20 protein-coding genes and 2 pseudogenes are annotated in these 19,868 nt (G+C 69.8%); 20 read left to right on the top strand and 2 right to left on the bottom strand.

Annotated elements, in window-relative coordinates; all coding sequences use genetic code 11:
* Positions 1-107: 107 nt before the first annotated feature.
* From secY to truA, 11 genes and pseudogenes are all read left to right on the top strand, one after another.
* A complete protein-coding gene (gene secY / locus I004_RS0100400) occupies positions 108-1,421 on the top strand; it encodes a preprotein translocase subunit SecY (RefSeq protein ID WP_028433876.1) in 1,314 nt (437 codons plus the stop codon).
* Positions 1,421-2,089 (top strand): adenylate kinase, encoded by a 669-nt coding sequence (locus I004_RS0100405; protein WP_028433877.1) that lies wholly within the window; start codon positions 1,421-1,423, stop codon positions 2,087-2,089. The genes secY and I004_RS0100405 overlap by 1 nt, the downstream gene beginning before the upstream one ends.
* 182 nt (positions 2,090-2,271) lie before the next feature.
* Positions 2,272-3,108, top strand: coding sequence for a type I methionyl aminopeptidase (gene map, locus I004_RS0100410; protein ID WP_028433878.1), 837 nt, complete (start codon positions 2,272-2,274; stop codon positions 3,106-3,108).
* 215 nt (positions 3,109-3,323) lie between these two features.
* Positions 3,324-3,545: a translation initiation factor IF-1 gene (infA, locus tag I004_RS0100415; protein ID WP_003948620.1), complete on the top strand. Its 222-nt coding sequence runs from the start codon at positions 3,324-3,326 to the stop codon at positions 3,543-3,545.
* A 64-nt stretch (positions 3,546-3,609) separates the two neighbouring features.
* Positions 3,610-3,723, top strand: a complete 114-nt coding sequence (rpmJ, locus tag I004_RS0100420; RefSeq protein ID WP_003956441.1) for a 50S ribosomal protein L36 — start codon at positions 3,610-3,612, stop codon at positions 3,721-3,723.
* A gap of 232 nt (positions 3,724-3,955) precedes the next feature.
* Positions 3,956-4,336, top strand: a complete 381-nt coding sequence (gene rpsM / locus I004_RS0100425; RefSeq protein WP_028433879.1) for a 30S ribosomal protein S13 — start codon at positions 3,956-3,958, stop codon at positions 4,334-4,336.
* A 67-nt stretch (positions 4,337-4,403) separates the two neighbouring features.
* Entirely contained in the window at positions 4,404-4,808 is a 405-nt protein-coding gene (gene rpsK, locus I004_RS0100430) for a 30S ribosomal protein S11 (RefSeq protein WP_028433270.1), read from the top strand.
* Positions 4,809-4,833: 25 nt separating this feature from the next.
* Positions 4,834-5,460: a 30S ribosomal protein S4 gene (rpsD, locus tag I004_RS0100435; protein ID WP_028433880.1), complete on the top strand. Its 627-nt coding sequence runs from the start codon at positions 4,834-4,836 to the stop codon at positions 5,458-5,460.
* Positions 5,461-5,610: 150 nt separating this feature from the next.
* Positions 5,611-6,633: a DNA-directed RNA polymerase subunit alpha gene (locus I004_RS0100440; RefSeq protein ID WP_028433881.1), complete on the top strand. Its 1,023-nt coding sequence runs from the start codon at positions 5,611-5,613 to the stop codon at positions 6,631-6,633.
* Positions 6,634-6,820: 187 nt separating this feature from the next.
* Positions 6,821-7,235: pseudogene (gene rplQ, locus I004_RS39740) on the top strand (50S ribosomal protein L17); the annotation flags it as partial.
* Between the two features lie 395 nt (positions 7,236-7,630).
* Positions 7,631-8,524, top strand: a complete 894-nt coding sequence (truA, locus tag I004_RS0100450) for a tRNA pseudouridine(38-40) synthase TruA (protein ID WP_028433882.1) — start codon at positions 7,631-7,633, stop codon at positions 8,522-8,524.
* A 34-nt stretch (positions 8,525-8,558) separates the two neighbouring features.
* On the opposite strand, the gene I004_RS0100455 is transcribed toward truA, so the two are convergent.
* Positions 8,559-9,413, bottom strand: coding sequence for a hypothetical protein (locus I004_RS0100455; RefSeq protein ID WP_028433883.1), 855 nt, complete (start codon positions 9,411-9,413; stop codon positions 8,559-8,561).
* A gap of 53 nt (positions 9,414-9,466) precedes the next feature.
* On the opposite strand from I004_RS0100455, the gene I004_RS0100460 reads away from it, so the two are divergent.
* The 4 genes from I004_RS0100460 (at position 9,467) to glmM (ending at position 14,273) form a co-directional block, all read left to right on the top strand.
* A complete protein-coding gene (locus tag I004_RS0100460; protein ID WP_028433884.1) occupies positions 9,467-11,113 on the top strand; it encodes an ATP-binding cassette domain-containing protein in 1,647 nt (548 codons plus the stop codon).
* Positions 11,114-11,506: 393 nt separating this feature from the next.
* Positions 11,507-11,950 (top strand): 50S ribosomal protein L13, encoded by a 444-nt coding sequence (rplM, locus tag I004_RS0100465; RefSeq protein ID WP_028433885.1) that lies wholly within the window; start codon positions 11,507-11,509, stop codon positions 11,948-11,950.
* 42 nt (positions 11,951-11,992) lie between these two features.
* Positions 11,993-12,496 (top strand): 30S ribosomal protein S9, encoded by a 504-nt coding sequence (gene rpsI / locus I004_RS0100470; protein ID WP_028433886.1) that lies wholly within the window; start codon positions 11,993-11,995, stop codon positions 12,494-12,496.
* Between the two features lie 418 nt (positions 12,497-12,914).
* The gene (glmM, locus tag I004_RS0100475) at positions 12,915-14,273 is read left to right on the top strand and encodes a phosphoglucosamine mutase (protein ID WP_028433887.1); all 1,359 of its coding nucleotides are present in this window, start codon (positions 12,915-12,917) and stop codon (positions 14,271-14,273) included.
* Between the two features lie 124 nt (positions 14,274-14,397).
* Here the strand turns inward: glmM and coaA are convergent, their stop codons facing one another.
* Positions 14,398-15,339 (bottom strand): type I pantothenate kinase, encoded by a 942-nt coding sequence (coaA, locus tag I004_RS0100480; protein ID WP_028433888.1) that lies wholly within the window; start codon positions 15,337-15,339, stop codon positions 14,398-14,400.
* 178 nt (positions 15,340-15,517) lie between these two features.
* On the opposite strand from coaA, the gene I004_RS0100485 reads away from it, so the two are divergent.
* The 5 genes and pseudogenes from I004_RS0100485 to alr all read left to right on the top strand — a co-directional run bounded on the left by I004_RS0100485 (position 15,518) and on the right by alr (position 19,867).
* On the top strand, positions 15,518-15,778 hold the full coding sequence (locus I004_RS0100485) for a hypothetical protein (protein WP_028433889.1): 261 nt from the start codon (positions 15,518-15,520) through the stop codon (positions 15,776-15,778).
* Positions 15,779-15,822: 44 nt separating this feature from the next.
* Positions 15,823-16,539: pseudogene (locus I004_RS31280) on the top strand (glutamine--fructose-6-phosphate aminotransferase); the annotation flags it as partial.
* Between the two features lie 71 nt (positions 16,540-16,610).
* Positions 16,611-16,979 carry a holo-ACP synthase gene (locus I004_RS0100495; RefSeq protein ID WP_028433890.1) on the top strand — a complete coding sequence of 123 codons (369 nt, stop codon included), beginning with the start codon at positions 16,611-16,613 and terminating at the stop codon, positions 16,977-16,979.
* Positions 16,980-17,071: 92 nt separating this feature from the next.
* A complete protein-coding gene (locus I004_RS0100500) occupies positions 17,072-18,535 on the top strand; it encodes a bifunctional ADP-dependent NAD(P)H-hydrate dehydratase/NAD(P)H-hydrate epimerase (RefSeq protein ID WP_028433891.1) in 1,464 nt (487 codons plus the stop codon).
* Between the two features lie 138 nt (positions 18,536-18,673).
* Positions 18,674-19,867 carry an alanine racemase gene (gene alr / locus I004_RS0100505; RefSeq protein ID WP_051344550.1) on the top strand — a complete coding sequence of 398 codons (1,194 nt, stop codon included), beginning with the start codon at positions 18,674-18,676 and terminating at the stop codon, positions 19,865-19,867.
* Position 19,868 lies beyond the last annotated feature (1 nt).

Here is a 19,868-nt window from a genome sequence, read left to right on the forward strand (position 1 = left end):
CGTTCCACGGCGGGCACCGTCGCCGGTAAGGTGGCGGGCACTGTTCGTATCTGTCGACCCCAAGACCGTCACCTCTCGCGCGAGACGCGGGGGGCGCAGGAGGCACCGTGCTCACCGCGTTCGCCCGGGCGTTCCAGACGCCCGACCTGCGAAAGAAGCTGTTGTTCACGCTCGGCATCGTGGTGCTCTTCCGGTTGGGGCAGCACGTTCCGGTGCCGGGTGTCAGCTTTGAGAATGTCAACCAGTGCATGAACGAGGCCAAGGGGAGTCAGGGCCTCTTCGGGCTGGTCAATATGTTCAGCGGTGGCGCACTGCTGCAGTTGACCGTTTTGGCGCTCGGCATCATGCCGTACATCACAGCGAGCATCATTCTTCAGCTGCTGGTCGTGGTCATTCCACGGCTCGAGGCTCTGAAGAAGGAGGGCCAGGCCGGGCAGGCCAAGATCACGCAGTACACGCGTTATCTCACGGTCGCGCTCTCTATCCTGCAGGCGACGGGCCTCGTGGCCACCGCCCGCAGTGGCACCCTCTTCCCGCAGTGCCAGGTCCGTGACCAGATCATCCCGGACCAGTCGATCTTCACCACCGTCACGATGGTGATCTGCATGACTGCCGGCAGCGCGCTGATCATGTGGCTCGGTGAGCTCATCACCGACCGCGGCATCGGCAACGGCATGTCGATCCTGATGTTCATCTCGATCGCCGCCGGCTTCCCCGGCGCGCTGTGGGCCATCAAGAAGCAGGGCAAGCTCGCCGACGGCTGGATCGAGTTCGGTGCGGTGATCATCAGCGGCCTCGCCATGGTGGCGCTGGTGGTCCTGGTGGAGCAGGCGCAGCGCCGCGTTCCTGTGCAGTACGCGAAGCGGATGATCGGGCGCCGCAGTTACGGCGGTACTTCGACCTACATTCCGCTGAAGGTCAATCAGGCCGGTGTGATTCCCGTCATCTTCGCGTCTTCGCTGCTCTACATTCCTGCGCTCATCGTTCAGTTCAGCGGCTCTCAGGCCGGCTGGGCGCAGTGGATCCAGGCGCACTTCGTGAAGGGTGACCACCCGATTTACATCGTCACGTACTTCGTGTTGATCGTCTTCTTCGCGTTCTTCTACGTGGCGATCTCCTTCAACCCCGAAGAAGTCGCCGACAACATGAAGAAGTATGGTGGCTTCATCCCGGGCATCCGGGCAGGTCGGCCCACTGCGGAGTACCTGAGCTATGTGCTGAACCGCATCACATGGCCGGGTGCGATGTACCTGGGGCTGATCGCTCTGGTGCCGACCGTCGCGCTGATCGCGTTCGGCGCCCAGCAGAACTTCCCGTTCGGCGGGACGAGCATTCTGATCATCGTGGGCGTCGGGCTCGAGACCGTGAAGCAGATCGAGAGCCAGCTTCAGCAGCGCAATTACGAAGGGTTCCTCCGCTGATGCGTATCGTCCTCGTCGGACCGCCGGGCGCGGGTAAGGGAACGCAGGCCGCGCTCCTGTCCAAGAACCTGTCGATTCCGCACATCTCCACGGGTGACATCTTCCGCGCGAACATCAGCCAGGGCACTCCGCTCGGGCAGCAGGCGCAGGAGTACATGCGGGCGGGTCAGCTGGTGCCCGACGAGGTCACGATCGGCATGGCGAAGGACAGGATGGACGAGCCGGACGCCGCGAACGGCTTCCTGCTCGACGGCTTCCCCCGCAACATCGCGCAGGCCGAGGCGTTGGACAGGATCCTGGAGGAGAGGGGCCAGCGGCTCGACGCTGTACTGGACCTGGAGGTCCCCGAGGAGGAAGTCGTCAAGCGGATCGCGGGCCGCCGCATCTGCCGGAGCGACAGCAGTCACGTCTTCCACGCGGAGTACAGCCCGCCGAAGCGGGACGGTGTGTGCGACGTGTGCGGCGGCGAGCTGTACCAGCGTGACGACGACCGTGAGGAGACCGTCCGCAAGCGGCTGGCGGTCTATCACAGCGAGACCGAGCCGATCATCGACCACTACAAGCGTCAGGACCTCGTCACCACGATCTCGGCACTGGGCGAGGTCAGCGAGGTCACCGAGCGTTCCATGCGGGCTCTCGAGACCGCGAGGGACTCGGTCGCCGACTGACGTAGAGCGGTTCGGAACGGGCTTCGTATGCGGTCGCGGCACCCGGTAAGGGTCCGCGGCCGCAGGCCTGTACGGCACACTGAGTGAAGCGGGGGTGCCGAGCCTCCCGCGCAGGACCCACGGCCCGGTGCGTGCCGGCCGTGATCATCCCTTTGAGCACCCGTCGAGGAAGGCACCGCCGCATGGTGGAGATCAAGACCCCGGAGCAGATCGCGAAGATGCGCGAGGCGGGCCTGGTCGTTGCGGCGATGCACGCGGCCTGCAGCGCGGCCGCGCTGCCGGGCGCCAGCACGAAGGACCTGGACGAGGTCGCCGCGAAGGTCCTCGCCGACCATGGCGCCAAGCCCAATTTCCTGGGATACGGCGGCTTCCCCGGCAACATCTGCACGTCCGTGAACGAGATCGTCGTGCACGGCATCCCCGACAGGGAGACCGTCCTGAAGGACGGCGATCTCCTCTCGATCGACGCCGGCGCGATCATCGACGGCTGGCACGGCGACGCCGCGATCACCGTCTTCGTGGGCGAAGGGCACTCGGCCGAGCTGCACGAGCTGAGCCGCGTCACCGAGGAGTCCATGTGGGCGGGCATCGCCGCCGTGCGCAAGGGCAACCGGCTCGTGGACGTCTCCCGGTCGATCGAGGGCTACATCCGGCGCCAGCCGCGTCCCGCCTCGGGTTCGTACGGCATCGTCGAGGACTACGGCGGGCACGGCATCGGCTCCCAGATGCACATGGATCCCCACCTGCTGAACTACGTCGACCGCCGGCGCGGCCGCGGGCCGAAGCTGGTGCCGGGGCTGTGCCTGGCCATCGAGCCGATGGTGACGATGGGTACGCCCAAGACGCACGTGCTCTCGGACGACTGGACGGTCAAGACGAACGACGGCACCTGGTCGAGCCACTGGGAGCACTCGGTGGCCCTCACCGAGGAGGGTCCGCTCGTGCTGACCGCGCCGGACGGCGGCAAGGCGAAGCTCGCGGAGCTGGGAATCACCGCCGCTCCCGATCCGCTCGCCTGACGCGTCCACTGCGCCCGGTCCCGGTGTTCGCCCGCCCGCGGGCGGCGTGCTCGCGCCGACTTGGCCCGCGCGAGCATAACGATCTTGATAGCCGGGGAGGCTACCCGAATTCGTCTTTGCGGGACGCGTACCGTAGACTGGCTCGTCGGTCCCGGGGTATTCCTATGCCCGGGGTCACCCCAGGTAGCCGATCCCGGAAGGTGAAGCGCTAGAGCATGGCCAAAAAACAAGGGGCCATCGAGATCGAGGGCACGGTCGTCGAATCTCTGCCGAATGCGATGTTCAAGGTGGAGCTTCAGAACGGGCACCAGGTTCTCGCGCACATCAGCGGCAAGATGCGGATGCACTACATCCGTATCCTTCCCGACGACCGGGTCGTGGTGGAGCTTTCTCCGTACGACCTGACCCGCGGGCGGATCGTCTACCGCTACAAGTAGCTCGACAGATCGAGCCGTTGTCCCATGTCAGTGGGGCGGCGGCCTGACCCGGAGAACCTCATCCATGAAGGTCAAGCCGAGCGTCAAGAAGATCTGCGACAAGTGCAAGGTGATCCGCCGTCACGGACGGGTCATGGTCATCTGCGACAACCTGCGCCACAAGCAGCGCCAGGGCTGACGCAAACAGGACCGCGAACCTTCGCACAGATCGCATTCTTCGCGCGACGCAAGTGAAAAGTACATACGCAGACGCCCGACCCCCCGCCTGGAGATTCTTGTCGGTGGGGACGACACCCTCGGTCGGAGGCCGGGGACCCTGCTCATAGGTGCGTGTACGGCACGATCCGTACGGCACACAGCAGGGGACGGCGCTGTGGCAGACCTCCGCAAAGCAATCAGGAGCCCAAGGAATGGCACGCCTCGCAGGCGTCGACCTCCCGCGCGAGAAGCGCGTCGAGGTCGCCCTCACCTACGTCTTCGGCATCGGTCGAACCCTTGCCCAGCGGACGCTGGGTGAGACCGGCATCAACCCCGACACCCGCGTGCGGGATCTGGCCGAGGAGGACCTCGTCAAGATCCGCGAATACGTGGACAACAACCTCCAGGTCGAGGGTGACCTCCGCCGTGAGATCCAGGCCGACATCCGCCGCAAGGTCGAGATCGGCTGCTACGAGGGACTGCGGCACCGCCGCGGCCTCCCCGTCCACGGCCAGCGCACCAAGACCAACGCCCGCACCCGCAAGGGCCCGCGTCGCGCGATCGCCGGCAAGAAGAAGCCGGGCAAGAAGTAGTCCGCACCGGACACGCTGCAAGCGGTCCGTGTTGCAGGACCGACGACCTCCACAGGAGTAAATCCATATGCCTCCGAAGGGCCGTACGGCCGGCGCCAAGAAGGTGCGCCGCAAGGACAAGAAGAACGTCCCCGCCGGGCACGCGCACATCAAGAGCACGTTCAACAACACCATCGTTTCGATCACCGACCCGACCGGCAACGTGATCTCCTGGGCCTCCGCCGGCCACGTCGGCTTCAAGGGCTCCCGGAAGTCGACGCCGTTCGCCGCCCAGATGGCCGCCGAGAACGCGGCCCGCCGCGCTCAGGAGCACGGCATGCGCAAGGTCGACGTCTTCGTGAAGGGCCCCGGCTCCGGTCGTGAGACCGCGATCCGTTCCCTCCAGGCCACGGGCCTCGAGGTCGGCTCCATCCAGGACGTCACCCCGACCCCGCACAACGGCTGCCGCCCGCCGAAGCGTCGCCGAGTCTGACCAGCTGAAACAGGAGAACTGAGACATGGCGCGTTACACCGGGGCCGACTGCAAGCGTTGCCGTCGGGAGAAGCAGAAGCTCTTCCTCAAGGGAGCTAAGTGCGAGAGCGCGAAGTGCCCGATCGAGATCCGTCCTTACCCCCCGGGTGAGCACGGTCGCGGGCGCACCAAGGACTCCGAGTACCTGCTGCAGAAGCGCGAGAAGCAGAAGGCAGCGCGTATCTACGGCGTCCTGGAGAAGCAGTTCCGCGGGTACTACAACGAGGCCAACCGCCTGCAGGGCAAGACTGGCGACAACCTGCTGCGGATCCTCGAGACCCGTCTGGACAACGTGGTCTACCGGGCAGGCTTCGCCAAGTCCCGCGACCACGCCCGTCAGCTGGTCCGGCACGGGCACATCAATGTCAACGGGCGCAAGACCGACATCCCGTCGGCCCGCGTGTCCGTGAGTGACATCGTCGAGGTCCGCGAGCCCTCCCGTAACCTGACGCCTTTCCAGGTGGCGGCTGCGGAGGCCGGCGAGAAGACGGTTCCGGCCTGGCTGGAGTCCATCCCGTCGAAGATGCGGATCCTCGTCCACTCGCTGCCCGAGCGCCAGGTGATCGACACCCAGGTGCAGGAGCAGTTGATCGTCGAGCTGTACTCCAAGTGATTCGAGTGCGGTCCGGCTGCTGATCCCGAACTCCGTTCGGGGCAGCGGTTCAAGTGGGGTGGGTGGTACGGCACTCGGATGTGCCGTGCCGCCCGTACCCTGTCAGTACGGCATCAAATAGCGGTTGCCGAAGACTGGAGGCATCACCACATGCTGATCGCTCAGCGCCCGTCCCTGACCGAAGAGGTCGTCGACGAATTCCGCTCACGGTTCGTGATCGAGCCGCTGGAGCCGGGTTTCGGATACACCCTCGGTAACTCCCTGCGTCGCACGCTCCTCTCCTCGATCCCCGGCGCTGCTGTCACCAGCATCCGGATCGACGGTGTCCTGCACGAGTTCACGACCGTGCCGGGCGTCAAGGAGGACGTCACCGACCTCATCCTCAACATCAAGTCCCTGGTCGTCTCCTCGGAGCACGACGAGCCGGTCGTGATGTACCTGCGCAAGCAGGGCCCCGGCCTGGTCACCGCGGCGGACATCGCGCCGCCGGCCGGAGTCGAGGTGCACAACCCCGACCTGGTCCTGGCCACGCTCAACGGCAAGGGCAAGCTGGAGATGGAGCTGACGGTCGAGCGCGGCCGCGGCTACGTCTCCGCCGTGCAGAACAAGCAGATGGGCCAGGAGATCGGGCGCATCCCGGTCGACTCCATCTACTCGCCGGTGCTCAAGGTCACGTACAAGGTCGAGGCGACCCGTGTCGAGCAGCGCACCGACTTCGACAAGCTGATCGTCGACGTCGAGACCAAGCAGGCCATGCGGCCGCGCGACGCCATGGCATCGGCCGGCAAGACCCTGGTCGAGCTCTTCGGCCTGGCCCGCGAGCTGAACGTCGACGCCGAGGGCATCGACATGGGTCCGTCCCCGACGGACGCCGCGCTCGCCGCCGATCTGGCGCTGCCGATCGAGGAGCTGGAGCTCACGGTCCGCTCCTACAACTGCCTCAAGCGCGAGGGCATCCACTCCGTGGGTGAGCTCGTGGCGCGTTCCGAGGCGGACCTGCTCGACATCCGTAACTTCGGCGCGAAGTCGATCGACGAGGTGAAGGCGAAGCTTGCCGGAATGGGCCTCGCCCTGAAGGACAGCCCGCCCGGATTCGACCCGACGGCCGCCGCCGACGCCTTCGGCGCGGAGGACGACACGGACGCCGGCTTCGTCGAGACCGAGCAGTACTGAGCCTCGCCGAGCGGTTCTGATCCACGGGGTCCCACTGCGGCCCCGTTGCCCCGGCCGGGAATCCGCCCGGCCGGGCTCCCCCTCGGCCCTGGCGGGCCTGGGGGAACCACATCCCGGTACCTCATACGGCCGGAACTGTCACCGGTACCTGATACGGCCGGTGCAGGAACACAGAAGGAGAAGCACGATGCCGAAGCCCACCAAGGGTGCCCGCATGGGCGGCAGCGCCGCGCACCAGAAGGCGATGCTGGCGAACCTCGCCACGAACCTTTTCGAGTACGGGCGCATCACCACCACCGAGGCGCGGGCGCGTCGGCTGCGTCCCGTCGCGGAGCGTCTGATCACCAAGGCGAAGAAGGGCGACCTGCACAACCGTCGCCAGGTCATGCGCACGGTGGCGGACAAGAGCGTGGTCCACACTCTCTTCACGGAGATCGGTCCCCGCTACGAGAACCGGCCGGGTGGCTACACCCGCATCACCAAGATCGGTAACCGCCGTGGCGACAACGCGCCCATGGCAGTGATCGAGCTGGTGGAGGCCCTCACCGTGCAGCAGCAGGCTGTCGGCGAGGCCGAGGCCGCGACCAAGCGGACGGCCAAGAAGGCTCCGGCGAAGAAGGCCGAGGGCGACGACTCGGCTGACGGCGAGAAGAAGGCCACGGCCAAGAAGGCGCCTGCCAAGAAGGCCGAGGACGACGAGGCCGCTGACGGCGAGAAGAAGGCAACCGCCAAGAAGGCTCCGGCCAAGAAGGCACCTGCCAAGAAGACCGCCGCCAAGAAGGCCACCGCGAAGAAGGGGTCCGAGGCAACGGCCAAGACCGATGCCAAGTCCGAGGCCGACGGCGGCGAGTCCGCGGCCGGGGAGTCGAAGGACGCCTGACACTCGTGGAGCTCTGAGCAGGCCCGTTCCCTCCGGGGAGCGGGCCTGTTCGTTCTTCACCGGGAGAGGAACGGGAGGGTCGGCTGCGTGACGGACGGCACGTACGGGACGGACGCGGTGGAGCCCGGCAGGGTGAGGGTGCGGCTCGACCTGAGCTACGACGGCAAGGACTTCTCCGGCTGGGCCCGTCAGCGGAGCCGGCGGACCGTGCAGCAGGAGCTGGAGGACGCGATCCGCGTGGTGCTGCGCCTCGGGCAGCAGGACGAGGCCACGCCGGTGGATCTGACCGTCGCCGGCCGTACGGACGCCGGTGTGCACGCGCGGGGTCAGGTCGCACACGTCGACCTGCCGGAGGAGGTATGGGCCGAGCACAGCGGGCAGTTGCTGCGCCGCCTCGCCGGGCGCCTGCCGATGGATGTGCGCGTGTGGCGGGTCGCAGCGGCGCCCCCGCACTTCAACGCCCGTTTCTCGGCGATCTGGCGGCGCTACTCGTACCGGGTGAGCGACCATCCCGGCGGCGTCGACCCGCTGCTGCGCTCGCACATCCTCTGGCACAACTGGCCGCTGGACGTCGACGCCATGAATGCCGCGGCCGGACATCTGCTCGGCGAACACGACTTCGCCGCGTACTGCAAGCGGCGCGACGGTGCGACCACCATCCGTACGCTGCAGCAGCTGCACTGGGAGCGGCACGACGACGGCGTGCTGGAGGCGACGGTCAAGGCAGACGCCTTCTGCCACAACATGGTGCGCTCGCTGGTGGGCGCGATGCTCTTCGTCGGTGACGGGCACAGGCCCCCGAAGTGGCCGGGGGATGTGCTGGCCGCGCAGGTACGGGACTCCGCGGTCCACGTCGTGCGGCCGCACGGGCTGACCCTGGAAGAGGTCGGCTATCCACCGGACGAGGAGCTGGCGGCGCGCAACCTCGCGGCCCGCAACAGGCGTTCACTGCCGGGCACCCCCCCAGCGGCTGCCGGGGGAGGCGCGGCCGCCGCTGCGGACTGCTGCTGAACGGCCGCCCGCGGGCTGCCACTTCGGCCGTCAGTTACTGCTCGGGCGAGGCACCGACGGCGGCCGCCGCCTGCTCCTTGCCGCGCTTGAGGATGCGGGCGTAGGCGTACGTGGAACCGTCGCGGCCCGCCTCTTCCGCCTTGGTGTCGGCCGCGGTGGAGGGCTTGCCGTTGGTGCGTCCCGAGATCGTGAAGTAGGCGTACCGGCCGAAGGAGTTGGCTGTCGTACGGCAGGTGACAGTGCGGCAGAAGTCGGGGACGCCGCCGCCCTTCAGGGCGACGAGGTTCGGCTTGTACTGCTTCTTCACCTTGGCCGCGGTCCTGGCGTCGTCGAAGACCGCGATCCCGACCGTGACGCCGAGCCCGCCGCGGGTGTAGGTGGCCCGGAAGAGGCTCTCGCAGTCGTTCTTGCTGAGCACCGAGCCGAGACCTGCGTGAGCCGCGTCGGTGCAGCCCTTGCTCTCATCGGTCGAAGCACGCTTGTACGGACGGCCGTTGATGCTCACGCGCTTGGACGGGAAGAGCGTGCCGACGGTGAGCGCGGCCTTGTCGCGCTTGGCGTCGGAGATGAAGTCCCGGGGCGGGGGCGGCGGTGGCGGCTCGTCCTTGAACGTCGGGTCCGGCTGGCCCGCGGTGCTCGACGGCAGATCCTCGGGGGTCGGGAGGGTCTCCGACGGCTTGTCGGAAGCACTGCCGCCGCCACCCCCCTCGTTCATGACCGCGACAGCGACTATGCCGGCCACGACGACCGTGGCGAGCGCACCCGCACCGGCGATCATCCAGCGGCGCCTGCGCGTGCGGTCCCGTTCCGTCTCGTCCGCGAGCGCCGCCCAGTCGGGAGTGGAAGAACCGCCCGGACCCTCGCCGGGTCCACCCTGCCCAAAGCTCATGGGCGCATCATATTCGGTTGGTTGCGGGTGATTGCCAGGGCGAGTATGAGCCCATGGGCCATCTCGAAGTCGCGCATCTCGACTACTTCCTCCCCGACGGGCGGGCGTTGCTGTCCGATGTCTCGTTCCGGGTCGGAGACGGTGCCGCCGTTGCGCTTGTGGGTCCGAACGGGGCCGGGAAGACGACGCTGCTGCGCCTGATCTCGGGCGAACTGCGGGCGGACGGCGGCACGGTGACGTCCAGCGGCGGACTGGGCATCATGCCGCAGTTCATCGGCGCGGACACGGGGACGAACGGTGAACGGACCGTGCGGGACCTGCTGGTGTCCGTGTCCCCGCCCACGGTCCGCCGCGCCGCCGACGAGGTGGACGCCGCCGAGCTGGCCGTCATGGAGGCGCACTCGGACGACGAGGACACGCAACTGCGGTACGCGCAGGCCCTCGCCGACTGGGCCGAGGTGCAGGGCTACGAGGCCGAGACGCTGTGGGACAAGTGCACAACTGCCGCGCTCGGTACGCCCTACGAGAAGGCGCGGTGGCGCACGCTGAGCACTCTCTCCGGCGGCGAGCAGAAGCGCCTGGTGCTGGAGGCACTGCTGCGCGGCAACGACGAGGTGCTGCTCCTGGACGAGCCCGACAACTACCTCGACGTCCCCGGCAAGCGCTGGCTGGAGCAGCGCCTCAAGGAGACACGCAAGACTGTGGTGTTCATCTCCCACGACCGTGAACTGCTCGCCCGTGCCGCGCAGAAGATCGTCAGCGTGGAACCGAGTCCGGCGGGTTCCGAAGTATGGGTGCACGGCGGGGGGTTCGGCAGCTACCACGAGGCACGCCGGGAGCGGTTCGCCCGCTTCGAGGAGCTGCGCCGCCGATGGGACGAGAAACGCGCCCAGTTGAAGAGGCTGGTGCTGGACCTCCAGCAGTACGCGGCGCGCAGCAGCGAGATGGCCTCCCGTTACCAGGCGGCGAAGACGCGGCTGCGGAAGTTCGAAGAGGCCGGACCGCCGCCCGAGCCACCGCGCGAGCAGCGCATCGCGATGCGGCTGCGCGGCAGCCGTACCGGCGTGCGCGCAGTGACGTGCGAGCAGCTGGAGCTGACCGGGCTGATGAAGCCCTTCAGCCTGGAGGTCTTCTACGGGGACAGGGTCGCGGTGCTGGGCTCGAACGGGTCGGGCAAGTCCCACTTCCTGCGGCTGCTTGCTGGGGGACCGGACGGCGAATCGGTGGCGCACACGGGCAGGTGGAAGCTGGGCGCCCGAGTCGTGCCCGGGCACTTCGCCCAGACGCACGCGCACCCCGAACTCGTCGGGCGCACGCTGCTGGACGTCCTGTGGACGGAGCACGCCAAGGACAGGGGCGCGGCAATGTCCGCGCTGCGCCGCTACGAGATGACCGGGCAGGCCGAGCAGACCTTCGACCGGCTGTCGGGCGGCCAGCAGGCACGCTTCCAGATCCTGCTGCTGGAACTGGAGGGTACGACGGCGCTGCTGCTGGACGAGCCGACCGACAACCTCGACCTGGAGTCCGCGGAGGCGCTGCAGGCCGGACTGGAGGCATACGAGGGCACGGTGCTGGCGGTGACGCACGACCGCTGGTTCACGCGGTCCTTCGACCGGTTCCTGGTCTTCGGCGCGGACGGTGTCGTACGTGAGACGCCGGAGGCGGTGTGGGACGAGGGGAGGGTGGAGCGCGCCCGCTGAGCGGCCGTGGGGCGCACCGGCGGGGCGGCGACACTGGGCCGGAACGGGAAGCGCGGCGAGGTGGCTGGCGGAGCCCGAGAAAGGGAGTCGGGGCCGATCACAGCGCGTGTACGGCCCGCTTTGACCCGTACGGGTGCGCCCCGGTAAGCTGCCGGTTCGTTGTGTGTATTGGCTTGCTCATTCTCACGTGGGAGGGCCTTACACCCGGCCCACCGGCCGATGACCAGCGATCAGCACAGGCGGCTCGCGTCACCGCAGTGCGGTCAAGGCTGTCGTGATCTGCCAGGTGGCCTTGTCAGGACTCTTCCCGTGGCCCTCCGGGGCATTGGGAGGCCGTCCCCTGGCCCTGCGGGCCCGGGGATACCCCACCTAGAAGAAGCGAAGGCTACGACAGTGCGTACGTACAGCCCCAAGCCCGGCGATGTAAAGCGCCAGTGGCACGTCATCGACGCGCAGGACGTTGTCCTGGGCCGTCTGGCCACCCAGGCCGCCACCCTTCTCCGGGGCAAGCACAAGCCGGTGTACGCGCCTCACGTCGACACCGGTGACTTCGTCGTCATCATCAACGCCGACAAGGTGCACCTGTCCGGCAACAAGCGGACTCAAAAGATGGCCTACCGCCACTCCGGTTACCCGGGTGGTCTGCGGTCCGTCCGCTACGACGAGCTGCTGGAGAAGAACCCCGAGAAGGCCGTGGAGAAGGCCGTCAAGGGCATGCTCCCGAAGAACACTCTGGGCCGCCAGATGCTCTCGAAGCTGAAGGTGTACGCGGGTGACCAGCACCCGCACGGCGCCCAGCAGCCCGTGCCGTTCGAGATCAGCCAGGTCGCGCAGTAAGTCCGGCCACCAACCCGATACAGAGAGAAGTTGAGGAGAACCGTGGCCGAGACCACTGCTGAGACCCCCGTAGAGGGCGTCGAGGAGTACACGACCGAGACCCCCGAGGCGCCGGAGGAGTTCACCTCCGAGTCGCTCGCGTCCCGCTTCGGCGACCCGCAGCCGGCCGCCGGCACCGGGCGCCGCAAGAACGCCGTCGCCCGCGTCCGTATCATCCCGGGCAGCGGCAAGTGGAAGATCAACGGTCGCACCCTTGAGGGCTACTTCCCCAACAAGGTGCACCAGCAGGAAGTCAACGAGCCCTTCAAGGTGCTCGAGCTTGACGACCGCTACGACGTCGTCGCCCGCATCAACGGCGGCGGCATCTCGGGCCAGGCAGGCGCGCTGCGCCTCGGTGTGGCCCGTGCGCTGAACGAGGCGGACACGGACAACAACCGCGGTCCGCTGAAGAAGGCCGGCTTCCTCACGCGTGACGCTCGTGCCGTCGAGCGCAAGAAGGCCGGTCTGAAGAAGGCCCGTAAGGGCACGCAGTACAGCAAGCGCTGACGCGCCGCACTGGCTGCGCTGTTCACAGCAGCGATGCGAACCGCCCCGGGGGTACGAAACCGTGCCCCCGGGGCGTTCGTCTATGAGGAGGACGGACGCGGGGCGAGTCACGCGGCCGGTGCACAGGTGCCGGCCGGGACGGCATGCCTCCCGCTCCCGCGTGCACTCGGTATACAACGCGTGGCGACGGACACCTTTGGTGAGTGCGGGCGGCGCGTGAGCGTGCCGGACGCGGGGGAGCGCGGCAGACCGGGGCGCGGCGGATACCTTGCACGGATGGGGCCGGGCTCGGATCTCGCGTACGGACCGGGTGGTGTCCGGTTCGTGTTCGCCTCATAGGCGGCTCGTATACAGCTCGTATCCGGTCGGGAGCCGCCCTCGGCCCGGTACGACTCGACTCGACTCGGAGGAACCACAAGTGGGACGACTCTTCGGAACGGACGGTGTGCGCGGTGTCGCCAACGAGGGGCTGACCGCCGAGCTGGCGCTCGGCCTGTCGGTCTCGGCGGCACATGTGCTCGCTGAAGTGGGCTCGTTCGAGGGCCACCGGCCGGTGGCCGTGGTCGGACGGGACCCACGAGCGTCCGGGGAGTTCCTGGAGGCCGCCGTCGTCGCGGGCCTCGCGGGTGCGGGGGTCGACGTGCTGCGCGTGGGTGTGCTGCCCACCCCGGCCGTCGCCTATCTGACCGGTTCCCTCGGCGCGGACCTCGGCGTGATGCTCTCCGCGAGCCACAACCCCATGCCCGACAACGGCATCAAGTTCTTCGCGCAGGGCGGCCACAAGCTCGCGGACGAGCTGGAGGACCGCATCGAGGCCCTGTACCACGAGCACGGCACGGGCCAGCCCTGGGACCGGCCGACGGGCGCCGCGGTCGGACGCGTCCGCGACTACGACGAGGGTTTCGACAACTACGTGGCCCACCTCGTCGGCGTGCTGCCGAACCGGCTCGACGGGCTGAAGGTGGTCATCGACGGGGCGAACGGCGCGGCATCCCGCGTCTCCCCGGAGGCGTTCGCGCGCGCCGGTGCCGAGGTGGTCACCATCGGCACCGACCCCGACGGGCTCAACATCAACGAGAACTGCGGCTCGACCCATCTGGACGGGCTGCGCGCGGCCGTAGTGGAGCACGGCGCCGACCTGGGCGTCGCACACGACGGCGACGCGGACCGCTGCCTTGCCGTCGACGCGGAGGGCGAGGTGATCGACGGCGACCAGATCCTCGCCGTGCTCGCCGTGGCCCTGCGGGACTCCGGGCACCTGCGCAAGGACACCGTGGTGGCCACGGTCATGTCCAACCTCGGCTTCAGGCTCGCGATGGGCCGTGAGGGGATCGAGGTGCTGCAGACAGCGGTCGGCGACCGCTACGTGCTGGAGGAGATGAAGCGCGGCGGATACGCACTGGGCGGCGAGCAGTCAGGGCACGTGATCGCGCTCGACCACGCCACCACCGGCGACGGCACGCTGACGGGGCTGATGCTCGCCGCACGCGTCGCCGCGACGGGCAAGTCCATCGCCGAGCTGGCGAGCGTCATGGAGCGCCTGCCGCAGGTGCTGATCAACGTGCGTGACGTGGACAGGAGCCGGGTCAAGACCTCCGGCGAGCTGGCCGCCGCCGTCACGGACGCCGAGCGCGAGCTGGGCGCGACCGGCAGGGTGCTGCTGCGTTCGTCCGGCACCGAACCGCTCGTCCGGGTGATGGTGGAGGCCGCCGACAGCGAGCAGGCCGAGTCCGTCGCGGGCCGCCTGGCCGACGTCGTGAAGAGCTCGCTCGGCTAGACGTCAGGGCGCCTGAGCGGCCGGCTGCCCTTTCCTCCGTGGACGGTAACCGCGAGGGCGCATACGGCTCATACGGCACGGCGCCCGGGGGCGGTCGGTCAGGTCCGCCCCGGTGCCGGCCCGCTCAGAGCTTCCGCAGTGAGAGCCGCTCGACCTTGTGGTCCGCGCCCTTGTGGAGTTGCAGCGTCGCCCGCCCGCGCGTGGGTGCGATGTTCTGCCGCAGATTGACCTCGTTGATGGTGCGCCAGGTCCCGCGCGCGTATGCCAGCGCCTCCTCCTCCGTCACCTGCGTGTAGCGGTGGAAGTAGGAGCGGGGGTTCTGGAAGGCGGTCTCCCGCAGCGCGCGGAAGCGGGTCAGGTACCACTCCTCGATGTCGCTCGTGCGGGCGTCGACGTAGACCGAGAAGTCGAAGTGGTCGGAGAGGGCGAGCCGGGGGCGGCCGTCACGGTCGGGCAGCGGGGGCTGCAGCACGTTCAGTCCCTCGACGATGAGTATGTCGGGCCTCCGTACGGTCAGCCGCTCCCCGGGGACCCGGTCGTAGATGAGGTGCGAGTAGACGGGCGCCGACACCTCGGACTTGCCGGCCTTGACGTCGGCGACGAAGCGGGTGAGTGCCCGGCGGTCGTAGGACTCGGGGAAGCCCTTGCGCGACATCAGGCCGCGCTCCTCCAACTCGGCGGTGGGCAGCAGGAATCCGTCGGTGGTGACGAGTTCGACATGCGGGTGCTCGGGCCACCGGGCGAGCAGCGCGCGCAGCAGCCGGGAGACCGTGGACTTGCCGACGGCGACGCTGCCCGCGACGCCGATCACGAAGGGCGTGCCGCGGTGCGCGTCCGCGTCGCCGAGGAAGGTGTTCACCGCGGAGCGGAGGCCGTGCGTGGCGGCCACGTACAGGTTGAGCAGCCGGGAGAGCGGCAGGAAGACCTCGCGCACCTCGTCGAGGTCCACGACGTCACCGAGGCCGCGCAGCTCCTCCACCTCGTCGGCGTTCAGGGGGAGCGGCGTCCGTTCGCGCAGCGCGCTCCATTCGGTACGTGAGAGATCCACGTAGGGCTTCGTCGGCACGGGGACCATTCTGCGCCGTATTCATGGCCGGAAACCGGTGTACTGCCCGGCGGATCTGCCCCCTGGGAGCGATTGGGGGGCGGAGCGGAGACGTCGGAGGGGTCGGCACGAACCCTCCGTGAAAATAGGATGTGCAGACGGTGTACGTCCGGGGGTTTATGCCGCTACGTTTCCCGTCATGTCCCTCCGCATCGGCCACATGAGCCTGAAGCACCGCATACGAAGAAGACCAGCCCTGGCCCAGGCGCATCCGGACCGGGACTTCGCGGCCCGCATACAGGGCGATCTGGCACTGGACTACCTGCCGGACGAGGACCTGGCCGAGGATCTGACCGAGAGCCTCGACATGTACGTCCTCGGCAGCAAGCCGCGGTGCGAGGAAGCGGAGTACCTGGAGCTGGTCGAGGACGCCATAGAGCGCATCGCACGGGGCCACTGAGCGCCCGTCGGCGCCCGGCCGCGTCCACGCTCTAGGGTGCTCGCATGTGCGGAATCGTTGCGTACACCGGAGGGCGTTCCGCCCTTGCCGTCCTCCTCGAAGGGCTGCGCCGGCTCGAGCGTCCCGACTACGACTCGGCCGGGGTCGCTCTGCTCGTCGACGGCGGACTGGCCGCGGCGAAGAAGGCGGGGACGTTCGGCGACGTGCGCGAAGAGCTGAGGGTGCGTCCGCTGCCCGCCGCCACGACGGGGGTCGGGCACATCCGCCGCGCAACGCTCGGGCCGCCCACCGACGTCAACGCGCACCCGCACATGGACGATTCGGGGCGCGTCGCCGTCGTCCAGAACGGGGACATCGCGGGTCACGAGCAGCTGCGGGCCGAACTCGCCGCCCGCGGCCACGAGTTGGTCTCGGAGACGGACACCGAGGCCGTGGCCCACCTCCTCGCCGAGTACTACTCCTCCAGCGGCGACCCGGCCGAGGCCATGCGCCAGGTCTGCCGGCAGCTCACCGGAACCTTCGCGCTGGTCGCCGTCCACGCCGACGAGCCCGAGGTGATCACGGGCGGGTGCCGCGGGCTGCCGCTCACGGTGGGCATCGGCGACGGGGAGACGTTCCTGGCCTCCCACGCCGCGGCGTTCGCGCCGCACACAGGGGAAGCGGTCGACGTCGGGGACGGCCGGGTGGTGACGGTGCGGCCCGACGGCGCGTGGATCACCGACCTGGACGGGGTGCCCGTGGATCCGCTCCCGTACGACGTGCGCACGGCTGCCGCAGGCGAGCCGGACGTGCGCGGCCAGCTGGACGAGGACGAGACCGTCGGGGGTACCAGGTGATCGTCGGGGTCGGCATCGACGTGGCTGCCGTCGACCGGTTCGGCGAGGCTCTGGAACGTACTCCGACCCTGGCCGAACGGCTCTTCGTGGACGCGGAGTTGTGGCTTCCCGGCGGCGGCAGGCGAGGCGTGGCGTCACTCGCCGCCCGTTTCGCCGCGAAGGAGGCACTGGCCAAGGCGCTGGGTGCGCCGGGCGGTCTGAGCTGGACCGACGCCGAGGTCGTCCAGGCCGACTCCGGCCAGCCGTCGCTGAGGGTACGGGGGACCGTGGCGGCACGCGCCGAGGCGCTGGGCGTGCGGGGATGGCACCTGTCGCTGTCGCACGACGCGGGCATCGCGTCCGCCGTGGTGATCGCCGAGGGGTGACCTCCGCGGCGTGACCGCCCCCGGCAGTGAACCCGGTTCGCGCCCGTCATCCCGTGTGGTCCGCACCGCTGGTGCGCCGTCAGACTGGTGGCATGAGGACTGCTTACAGCGTGGAGACCGTACGGGCGGCCGAGCGGGAGCTGATGGAGCGCCTCCCCGACGGCGTGCTGATGCAGCGCGCCGCGGCCGGGCTCGCGGCGGCGTGCACGGGAATGCTGGGACGGACGTACGGCAGCCGTGTGGTGCTCCTCGTCGGCAGCGGGGACAACGGCGGCGACGCGCTGTTCGCCGGAGCGCGGCTCGCCCGGCGCGGAGCCGGGGTGAGCGCCGTCCTGCTGTCGCCGGAGCGGGTGCACGAGGGCGGCCTCGCGGCCTTGCGCGCGGCCGGCGGGCGTGTGCAGGTCGCCCCGGGAGCCGTCGTCGAGGGCGCCGCCGTGCCGGTGGAACCGGTCATCGCACGTGCGGACCTCGTCGTGGACGGCATCGTCGGGATCGGAGGCAAGGGCGGGCTGCGTCCCGCGGCCGTCGAGCTGATGGAACTGGTGCGCTCGCCGGTCGTGAGCGTGGACCTGCCCAGCGGCGTCGACGCTGACACGGGCGAGGTGACGGGCGTGGCCGTACGGGCCGACGCGACGGTGACCTTCGGCGCGTACAAGCCGGGGCTGCTGCTCGATCCCGCGCGGGAGTACGCGGGGGCGCTGCGACTGGTCGACATCGGGCTCGGGCCGCTCCTCGAGGGGCGGCCGACGGCGGAGGCCCTGCAGCACGCGGACGTGAACGGGCTGCTGCCCCGCCCCGGGGCCCAGAGCGACAAGTACCGGCGCGGTGTGGTCGGCATCGTCGCCGGGTCGGCGCGATACCCGGGGGCGGCCGTGCTGGCCGTGTCGGGGGCGCTGCGCGGCGGCGCGGGAGCCGTGCGCTACGTCGGGCCCGCAGGGGACGCCGTGATCGCACGGCACCCGGAGACGCTGGTGTCCGCGGGCCCGCCGAGCAAGGCGGGCCGCGTGCAGGCGTGGGCGGTCGGATCGGGTCTGGGGGAGGACCGGGAGCGGCTCGAGGACGTGCTGTCCGCCGAGGTGCCGGTGCTCATCGACGCCGACGGGCTGCGGCTCGCGGACGAGTCGGCGCTGCGCGCCCGCACGGCGCCGACCGTACTGACACCGCACGCCGGTGAGGCCGCCGCGCTGCTCGGCTGGGAGCGCGGCGAGGTCGAGGCGCGCCGCCTCGCGGCCGTACGGGAGCTGACGGAGCGCACTGGCGCGACGGTGCTGCTGAAGGGGTCGACGACGGTCGTCGCCGGCCCCGGCGGCGTGCGCGTCAACCCGACGGGCAGCGGCTGGCTGGCGACCGCGGGCACGGGCGATGTGCTCTCGGGGCTGATCGGTTCGCTGCTGGCCGGGGGCCTGGACGCACTGGACGCGGCCTCCGCCGGGGCGTATGTGCACGGGCTGGCGGGCCGGTTCGCACCGCGGCCGGCGGGTGCGTCCGACGTCGCGGATGCGCTGACGGCCGCCTGGCGCGACCTGCTGCGGGACGGCCGGCCGACGGCCGGCTAGACAGACGTGCGCGGTCAGCTCTCGCGCCGCACCTGTGCGCCAGCCGCAAGCGGTTTTCCCGCGCATGTACGGCGGCGCGGTGCGGAACCCGGACGGTACGGAGAAAGGCCGTACCCGTTCACCTGAGACACTGACACCGTGAACGACCGCTCCAGCCTCACCACTTTCCCCGCGCCGCCCGCAGCGGGATTCGGCCGCGCCCGCGCCGAGATCGACCTCGACGCCGTGCGCGCGAACGTCCGTACGCTGCGCGCCTGCGCACCGCGCGCGGAACTGATGGCCGTGGTGAAGGCGGACGGGTACGGGCACGGAGCCGTGCCGTGCGCCCGCGCGGCGCGCGAGGCGGGCGCGTCCTGGCTGGGGACCGCCACGCCGCAGGAGGCGCTGGCCCTGCGCGCCGCCGGAGACACCGGACGGCTGATGAGCTGGCTGTGGACGCCGGGCGGGCCGTGGCAGGAGGCCATCGAGGCGGACATCGACGTCTCGGCGAGCGCGCTGTGGGCGCTGGAGGAGATCGTGGCGGCGGCCCGCAGGAGCGGCCGCACCGCGCGGGTCCAGCTCAAGGCCGACACCGGCCTGGGGCGCGGCGGCTGCCAGCCCGCCGATTGGCCGGGCCTCGTTGCGGCCGTACGTGCCGCCGAGGCCGAGGGCGCCGTCAAGGTCACCGGCATCTGGTCCCACTTCGCCTGTGCGGACGAGCCGGGGCACCCGGCCAACGCCGCACAGCTCGACGCCTTCCGCGCGGCGCTGACGGTGGCAGAACGCGCGGGTCTCGACCCTGAGGTGCGGCACCACGCCAACTCGCCCGCGACGCTGACCCTTCCGGAGTCCCACTTCGACCTCGTGCGGCCGGGCGTCTCGGTCTACGGGCTCTCGCCGTCGCCCGAGGTCGGAGTGGCGGCGGAGCTGGGGCTGCGTCCGGCCATGACGCTGAGCGCCTCGCTCGCGCTGGTCAAGGACGTGCCCGCCGGGCACGGCGTCAGCTACGGGCACGCCTACCGCACCGCCGGTCCGACCACCCTCGGTCTGGTGCCGCTGGGCTACGCGGACGGGGTGCCTCGGCACGCCTCCGGTACGGCGCCGGTGCTGGCCGCGGGCAAGTGGCGGACGGTGGCGGGGCGCGTGGCGATGGACCAGTTCGTCGTCGACCTCGGCGGCGACGCGGCCTCCGCGGGCGACGACGTCGTGCTCTTCGGCCCCGGGGACCACGGGGAACCGACCGCGGAGGACTGGGCGCGGGCCGCGGGCACCATCTCCTACGAGATCGTTACGCGTATCAGTGCCCGGGTATCACGGATCCATACGAACGAACGGGCGAATACGGGGGGTTGAA

The organism is Streptomyces sp. TAA486 (assembly GCF_000426165.1).

Excerpts from the sequence above, each read along its gene's own strand:
- I004_RS0100405 (WP_028433877.1), top strand. The coding sequence starts at position 1,421 with ATGCGTATCGTCCTCGTCGGACCGCCGGGCGCGGGTAAGGGAACGCAG.
- map (WP_028433878.1), top strand. The coding sequence starts at position 2,272 with ATGGTGGAGATCAAGACCCCGGAGCAGATCGCGAAGATGCGCGAGGCG.
- infA (WP_003948620.1), top strand. The coding sequence starts at position 3,324 with ATGGCCAAAAAACAAGGGGCCATCGAGATCGAGGGCACGGTCGTCGAA.
- rpmJ (WP_003956441.1), top strand. The coding sequence starts at position 3,610 with ATGAAGGTCAAGCCGAGCGTCAAGAAGATCTGCGACAAGTGCAAGGTG.
- rpsM (WP_028433879.1), top strand. The coding sequence starts at position 3,956 with ATGGCACGCCTCGCAGGCGTCGACCTCCCGCGCGAGAAGCGCGTCGAG.
- rpsK (WP_028433270.1), top strand. The coding sequence starts at position 4,404 with ATGCCTCCGAAGGGCCGTACGGCCGGCGCCAAGAAGGTGCGCCGCAAG.
- rpsD (WP_028433880.1), top strand. The coding sequence starts at position 4,834 with ATGGCGCGTTACACCGGGGCCGACTGCAAGCGTTGCCGTCGGGAGAAG.
- I004_RS0100440 (WP_028433881.1), top strand. The coding sequence starts at position 5,611 with ATGCTGATCGCTCAGCGCCCGTCCCTGACCGAAGAGGTCGTCGACGAA.
- I004_RS0100455 (WP_028433883.1), bottom strand. The coding sequence starts at position 9,413 with ATGAGCTTTGGGCAGGGTGGACCCGGCGAGGGTCCGGGCGGTTCTTCC.
- I004_RS0100460 (WP_028433884.1), top strand. The coding sequence starts at position 9,467 with ATGGGCCATCTCGAAGTCGCGCATCTCGACTACTTCCTCCCCGACGGG.
- I004_RS0100485 (WP_028433889.1), top strand. The coding sequence starts at position 15,518 with ATGTCCCTCCGCATCGGCCACATGAGCCTGAAGCACCGCATACGAAGA.
- I004_RS0100500 (WP_028433891.1), top strand. The coding sequence starts at position 17,072 with ATGAGGACTGCTTACAGCGTGGAGACCGTACGGGCGGCCGAGCGGGAG.